Genomic DNA, 6,802 nt, shown 5'->3' on the forward strand with positions numbered 1-6,802 from the left:
TGCTAAAGCTCATTTTACGTCGGTAGATGCTCACATCTGGCGCCTCTTGTGGAAGTGGGCGATGCGTCGGCATCCCACGAAAGGCACGGGCTGGGTGAAAAACAAATACTTCCGCGTAGAGGGGAACCGTACTTGGGCGTTTACTGCCCGGTCACAAGCCCAGGGGATAACCCGGCTGTTTCGGGCTGCGGCGGTTCCGATTGTCCGTCACGTGAAAATACGTGGCCAGGCCAATCCGTTTGACCCTGCGTGGTCGTCTTACTTTGCCCGCCGTCGAACCACGACTGACGATTGATTGCCCGGTACCGACGCTGGTGCTGGTGAATGGCTTGAGCCGGATGCGGGGCGACTCGCACGTCCGGTTCTTAGTACTACTGTGTCATAAAAGCAGTTGCGCGCTCTATTGTTGTACAGGAAGAGTGCCATCGTTGCATGAGCCTTTGTCCAAGCAGGATGCGCAACGTAGTAATGGAATCAGGTACGTGGCGTTGAGCGCGCTGGACTGCCCCGGGGGACGTAATCCGGGGGAAGGGCAGGCAGCGCGCGTTCAGGGAAGTTTTTTTTTACCACGTCCATCTGATTGCATTCTGAGTCGCTGAGCCATCAGAAACGCGTACGCCGCAATACTCAGCGTGGCGTGACGGTGAAACCCACGCCAGCCTCGCCCTTCATAGTGACCGAGCCCGAACTCCTGCTTCAGGTCCTGATAGTCGCGCTCGATGCGCCAGCGCATCTTGGTCACGAACACAAGCTGCTCGATGGTCGCCTCTCCGGGGGCGGTAGTGAGAAAGTATTTGAGCGGCTCCGTATCACCATCAGGCCATTCAATGAGCAGCCACTCTTCTTCGCGAACGGTACTTCGCCAGTTGTCGCGATGTGCGGGGCGAACCCGCACAGCGGCAAAGCGTGAGGAAAGCGCCGCGTTGCTGCCTTCCCGCCAGGTTACGGTCTGCCAGGCGTTTGCGGGTAATTGCATGGCCAGTTCCTTCACCACCATTGGCTCGTGGCCGGGCGCACGGAGCAACAATTTTGGTGGCTGACCGCGCCCGCTCCAGGGCTTGGGTGGAAGCGGCGCCGGTCCGGGTGCCCAAACAGAGGTGCCCGGCCGGATACCTACCGCATACAACAAACCCAGTTCAGTTACGCTTTCACGGAAAGCGGTTTCGTCGCCGTACCCAGCATCGGCCAACACGATGCCCGGTGCAATGCCGGATGCTATGGCCTCTCGAAGTTGGGCCAGTGCAATCTGTGGCTTGGTCTCGAAGGTGAGATCGTCAGGAATGCCCGCGCGACGCGCTCGTTCCCGGTCGTCAGCCCATTCCTTGGGGACATACAGCTGCCATGCAATCGGCACGCTGCCGCGTTGCGTCGCGATCGACAGGCTCACGGCGATCTGGCAGTTATCCTGTTTGCCCAGTTGCCCACAGTATTGCCGCGCTACGCCTACCGAATGCTTGCCTTTCTTCGAGAAGCCGGTGTCGTCAATAATCCAGTAGTAGCCGCCCTCTTCAGCAGCGTGCAGGTCTAACGCGGGCATCACCCATTCGCGTACTCGCTGCAGGACTGCCCGGTCAGACCATTCTGCCTTGGCCACAAAATGGTGGAGTGACTGGTGCTTCGCACTCGCGTGAAGTGGGTCAATGTGCGCGGCCATCGGCTCGACGCTCTTGCGTGACAACGGCATTACCAGGTCCGAACAGTAACCCTTGAGGCCGGCATGGCGATCGGCGTGCCCTAACGCCTGCGCCAGATGATTCAGATACGCGTCAAAGTCGTCGACATCTTCTCTCATCGCGATCGCCCGAAGTCTGTATTATTCAATACTACCAGGTATCGATTCGCTGCAAGTATCTTTTTATGACACAGTAAGATTAGGGGGCGGTGGCGCAGTAATGCGCTACCGCTACCCGACGTCGGGGTCGATGTCGATTCGGGATTGGTTCACAGCGTGGTGGGCACGTCGGCCAACGTGTCGGACGTTTCGGAGGCCCATGCACTGCTGCACGGCCATGAAGAGCAAGCGTTTGGTGACGCCAGCTACATCGGCGTGGACAAACGCGACGAAATGAAGGACAAGACCGTGAAGTGGCACGTGGCGGCCAAGCGCGGAAACATCAAGGCGATGCAGGAGGGTCCGCTGAAGAATCTGGTGATCGCGCTTGAGAAAACTAAGGCGCAAATCCGCGCTCGGGTCGAGCATCCGTTTCATATCAGCAAGAACCTGTTCCGTCATCGCAAGATGCGCTACAAGGGATTGGCCAAGAACACAGCGCAACTGTTCAGCCTGTTCGGCTTGGCGAACTTGGTGATCGCGCGAAATCTGTTGCGCTAGGTTCATGGGAGCAATCCGTCTTGTGTGTGAAAAATGAGAAAAGTGAAGCCCGTTTTCGGGCCAAATTCACCGAAATAAGCTTGGCTTCACTTCGTCATCCAAAAAATGCGAACCAGCGCTTCCCTAGTGTGACGCTGTGTCTGGAATTACATGGCCAACTTCACCTCTGCCAAAAGGTTCTACGGGATTTGGTTTTGCGGGATGGGACCGTTGAACAAGATAGAAGCTACAACCCGAGCCGGCCACCGCGGTGCATTCAAAGTAATTTTGACCGTAAAGATCATGCTTCCGAAGCCACATGCTTGGATTCACCCCTAAATTCGGTGGCGGAGGCGTTGGTTTGAATTGAAGAATTGCAGTGCGGCCGTTCGTAAGATCGTACGAGCAGTTAACTACCGCTGCCGACCCACTATCACTATCCTTCGCGGGATAGAAGGTAGCAGAGAAAAATCTCACGATGCTATCCGCATCGTCCGGCGCAACGCCCAACCACTTTCCCTCAGCTTCGTTGGGGAATGCTTTAGCTGTATAGAAAATTCCGTCCTTACTAATCTCAGAGCGGACTGGGCAGCGTTCGAACGTTTGAGACGACGCGGACCACGATGCGCCAAGAGCGATGGTAAATGCCAAAATTCTTGTCTTCATAGACTAGATTCCTGGGGAGGATATCCGGCGAATAATTCAAAACCGACCGATTTTAAATTTTGCATACGTAAGAGCGCTTCACGAACGTAGCCACTCCACTATCCATTGTGGCGTATCGGCCGCAGAGTTTGCTAGCAGGTTGGTCGTCGGCGGGCGTGTGTCAGCCGCCATGCAAGACCGGTTTGCCTACACGACTCAGGCAGCAACGCGACAATGCGCGGCCTTGCCGGGTGGCGCACTCTTCAGGTAGCGGTCGAACCACCCCAACAATTCATAGACCAGCTGTTCGTTCGATTCGCGCGCGCTGTACCAGTGTGGCTCATGTGGCAGGACCACCAGTCGGGTAATACCACCGTTACTGCGGATCGCCTCGTAAAGGAGGCTGGCTTGTTGCGGCGTCGTGCCGGGGTTCGCGTCGTCTGCGCCGTGCACGATCAGCAGGGGAGTCTTCAATCTGTCTGCATAGAAGAACGGCGACGTCTTGAGGTAGATGTCTTGCGCTTGCCAGACCGTGCGCCGCTCATTCTGAAACCCGCATGGAGTGAGCGTCTTGTTGTACGCGCCGCTCGTAGCGACGCCCGCACGAAACAGGTTTGAATGCACCAGTAGGTTCGCGGTCATCAGTGCGCCGTGGCTGTGCCCGGTCACCCCAACCCGGTCCGGGTCCGCCACGCCGAGCCGAACCGCCTCGTCCACCGCGGCCTGTGCGTTGGCGACGAGCTGCTCCGTGTAGGTGTCGTACGCGCGCTTTGGGTCGCCAACGATCGGGAATGATGCGTTGTCGATAATCGCGTAGCCGGCCAGCAGCAGCAGGCGGTGCCCTGTGAGCTCCGTGAAGCTCTCCTGCGAGGCGCTGGTCTGGCCGGCCTTCGATTCGTCGGCATAGTCATGAGGATACGCATACAGGATAGCCGGTACGCGCGTGCCTTCCTGGTAGCCAGGCGGCGTATAGAGCGTAAAAGACAGCTCTACGCCATCCGCCCGCTTGTATTTCACCAGACGCTTCCTGATCTGCCGGACAGCGGGCGTTGCGTCTACGGTCTGCGTGATCGCCGCCCTCGACGACGTCCACGTTGCCTCGCCTGCCGGCGCGGCGACCGCGGCATCGAGTGTGCGCACGCAAACGTTGGGCGGATCGGTCGGCGACTGATGCCACGTGAGAAACGAGCGGCTGTCGTCTCCCGTGAACGCGAAGAAGGACTCCAGACTCGACTTGTCGCTGCGAAACAGTCGCTGGGTCTTGAGCGTCGCAAGGTCGAGCCGGTCGAGAAACGGCCGGTCGCCATCGGGCGACGCACCGGTACCCGCGAGGAAAATTGAATCGTCATCCTGACGAATAACTGGAAAGCCATTCGGCATCGTGCGCATTACCGGTCTTCCGGGAGCTGCATATTTTTCGCGGGACGACATGTCCCACAGTACACGCGGCGCGGGATCGCGCGCGTCGAAGTTGATGAGATGGGTGCTCCACCATTCACGATTGATGTCGTATTCGGTCAGCAGTGCCAGATCCGACTGCGCTGTCCATCTTATTCCGCCGTAGCGCTGCGCGAGTCGCAGCACTTCTCGCGGTGGCTCGTTAAACGGCGCCTTGAACGTCATGAGCCGGTCGCGCTGCCGTACGTTGACGCTCCAGTCTCCGCCGTCCAGAGCTTCCGCCCAGACAAGGGTCGCGGGTTCAGTGGTGCGCCACGAAAACTGGCGCGGTCCGGTTGGCACACCGCGAATCGGTACGCGCTCCCTCAGAGGACACGATGTGATTTTATGCACAACGACATCTGACGGATCTGAAATGTCCCACACGGCAAGGTCGCGTGGGAAGCGCGCCACAGTCGTAAGGTACGAGTACGGCTTCTGTAGCGTCGACACTAGCACATGCCGTCCATCCGGTGCTGGACGGATCCCATGGTAGGGGCCGGGCGCGCCAACCGGCGCGACGCTCATATCGCGAATGCGGACGACTCCGAGTTGGGATGTGGCGTAGTAGTCGAAGAGCGCAACATCGTGTGCGTCCTTGAGCGTATCGCGTGCCTCGTAGGTACTGCTCTCGCCCGACCTGCCGTCCGACTCCTGGATGACCGGCCCTTCCGGCGCGGCAGGCGGCGGGCCAAGGTGCGCGGGAACGAGCTTTACCAGCAGCGTGCGCTGATCCGGCATCCACTGGAACTCACTCCCTAACATCGGGTTCAGTCGCACGCCTGGCACCTGACGCACTTCGCCGGTGTCGCCGTCACCTATCCACAGTTCGACAGAACTCGCCGTCACGTTTTCGAACGCGAAATGCATGCCATCGGCGCTCCACTGCGGGTATCCCGCGCAAGCCTTTTCCGGCAGCGCCACGGGGTGCGTTGCACCGCCTGGCACCTGCACGAGCGCGAAGCCCGTCGCGCAGCCCCGGATGCCGTTGCCGCCGGCGTTGTCGCGACGGCTGTGGTTGCCGGGCTCCACACGCACGCCCGCGAGGCGTAGGAATGGCTTTGCCATCCGTGCGATGGAAGAATACCTCTGCCACGATACAAGCAGCATTCGGGTGCCAGTCGGGCTAAGGAAGGGCACGGGGAGCGATGGCGCTAGCATCACGTCGAGGATCGGCTTCGGCGGCCGATCGTAGCCGGAGGACGACGACGTCATCGCCGCGCCCGATGCCGGCGCAGACTGCGCAACCGTGTGTGGCCTCGGAAGAAAAACGCCGCTGTCACCGCGGTGACAACGCAGTGATCGACTATCGTTCCCAGAGGCTTTGCCTGCAATTCGTATGGTCTGCTTTGCTGCTTACTCGTCACTTCAATCTACTCCTGTTGGTCGGCGACGAGAATATGCAATAGCTGGGCCAACCCGACGTGTGCATCGATCAACAAGGAGCTCCCAGCTCAGCCGCCCCTGAACACGTCTGCTGCATGCCAGTAAGACTCGGCCAATGGAGCCTGGTTACCAGCAGGTAGCGGGACGCATTTCTTCCAATTGTGACGACGGATGTTGGTTATGTCGGCTTCCGGACAAAGCGCTGCTCGAAAGCAGAAAGACCACGGGCTCGGAGCTGAGGCTCAGTCCGACGTTCTGAAGAGCCAGGGACAGTCTGCAAAAGTCCTCGCGTTGAAGTCTGGTTGTCCTATCCTGGAAGAACACCTGGAAGAACGCGAATTAAAGGACTTCCTCGATGAGATGAGGCGCGTTGTGCCATGGTCGAGGTTGATTGCGTTGATCGCGCACCCATCCGAAGGGTAAGCCTGGAAGGCCGCCGTTTCCGGTTGCGACGATGCTGAAGATTCACTTCATGCATGCACGGACCCGACGCGTTTTGTAGACTTTCTTCTGTGACGTAAAACAATCAATTCGTGCAGCCAGCGGCGTCGAGGTTGCCTGCCACGCGTATCAGGACGGATCTGGCGCCGTGAATCAGGAGTGTACGCAAATACTTGTCTCCTCTTATACTGGTGCCGTAGAGTTGTGGCTTCCCACAACACGAGTTCTGCCGGGGCACCAGGCCAAGACACGCCGCGAGATGACGGCCATTCCTGAAACCATCAGCGCGACCGACAGCGGCGACAATTGCTGTTGCAGCAATTGGGCTGATTCACGGCACGGCGGCGATTTTCTGGCACAGAGCCGAGCGATCCATGAACGAGCGAATCCAGCCTTCTGCCACGGCTATTTCCTCTTCCAGAGCGCGCAAATGCTGAACAAGCGTCATGCTGACCGGCAGAAGCTGGTGAGTTCCCCCTGCGTGGTCGTCCTACTTTACCCGCGAGCGACGATTGATTGCCCGGTACCAACGCTGGTGCTGGTGAATGGCTTGAGCCGGTTTGCGGGGAAACTCGCACGTCC

General features: G+C 59.0%; 4 protein-coding genes and 4 pseudogenes. 4 read left to right on the forward strand and 4 right to left on the reverse strand.

Going from position 1 to position 6,802, the window contains the following annotated elements:
- Positions 1-295, forward strand: a 295-nt coding sequence (locus tag BMI01S_RS40060; RefSeq protein WP_303621356.1) for a group II intron maturase-specific domain-containing protein, incomplete at its 5' end; no start/stop codon positions are given.
- A 179-nt stretch (positions 296-474) separates the two neighbouring features.
- Here the strand turns inward: BMI01S_RS40060 and BMI01S_RS35405 are convergent.
- A pseudogene (locus BMI01S_RS35405) lies at positions 475-1,792 on the reverse strand (IS701 family transposase).
- 120 nt (positions 1,793-1,912) lie between these two features.
- On the opposite strand from BMI01S_RS35405, the pseudogene BMI01S_RS35410 reads away from it, so the two are divergent.
- Positions 1,913-2,332: pseudogene (locus BMI01S_RS35410) on the forward strand (IS5/IS1182 family transposase); the annotation flags it as partial.
- A 123-nt stretch (positions 2,333-2,455) separates the two neighbouring features.
- Here the strand turns inward: BMI01S_RS35410 and BMI01S_RS44340 are convergent.
- Together BMI01S_RS44340 and BMI01S_RS35415 are read right to left on the reverse strand one after the other, a co-directional pair.
- Entirely contained in the window at positions 2,456-2,977 is a 522-nt protein-coding gene (locus BMI01S_RS44340; RefSeq protein WP_081723644.1) for a DUF3757 domain-containing protein, read from the reverse strand.
- Between the two features lie 195 nt (positions 2,978-3,172).
- Positions 3,173-5,461, reverse strand: a complete 2,289-nt coding sequence (locus tag BMI01S_RS35415) for an alpha/beta hydrolase family protein (RefSeq protein ID WP_244145505.1) — start codon at positions 5,459-5,461, stop codon at positions 3,173-3,175.
- Between the two features lie 609 nt (positions 5,462-6,070).
- On the opposite strand from BMI01S_RS35415, the pseudogene BMI01S_RS42475 reads away from it, so the two are divergent.
- Positions 6,071-6,254 (forward strand): annotated as a pseudogene (locus BMI01S_RS42475) (hypothetical protein); the annotation flags it as partial.
- A 96-nt stretch (positions 6,255-6,350) separates the two neighbouring features.
- Here BMI01S_RS42475 and BMI01S_RS40075 read toward each other — a convergent pair.
- Positions 6,351-6,566, reverse strand: a pseudogene (locus tag BMI01S_RS40075) (transposase); the annotation flags it as partial.
- Here BMI01S_RS40075 and BMI01S_RS42225 point away from each other — a divergent pair.
- A partial coding sequence (locus BMI01S_RS42225) for a hypothetical protein (protein ID WP_169745498.1) occupies positions 6,480-6,802 on the forward strand: 323 nt, incomplete at its 3' end. The pseudogene BMI01S_RS40075 and the gene BMI01S_RS42225 sit on opposite strands and share 87 nt — an antisense overlap.

The sequence above is a fragment of the Paraburkholderia mimosarum LMG 23256 = NBRC 106338 genome, assembly GCF_000739815.1.
Taxonomy (GTDB): Bacteria; Pseudomonadota; Gammaproteobacteria; order Burkholderiales; family Burkholderiaceae; genus Paraburkholderia; species Paraburkholderia mimosarum.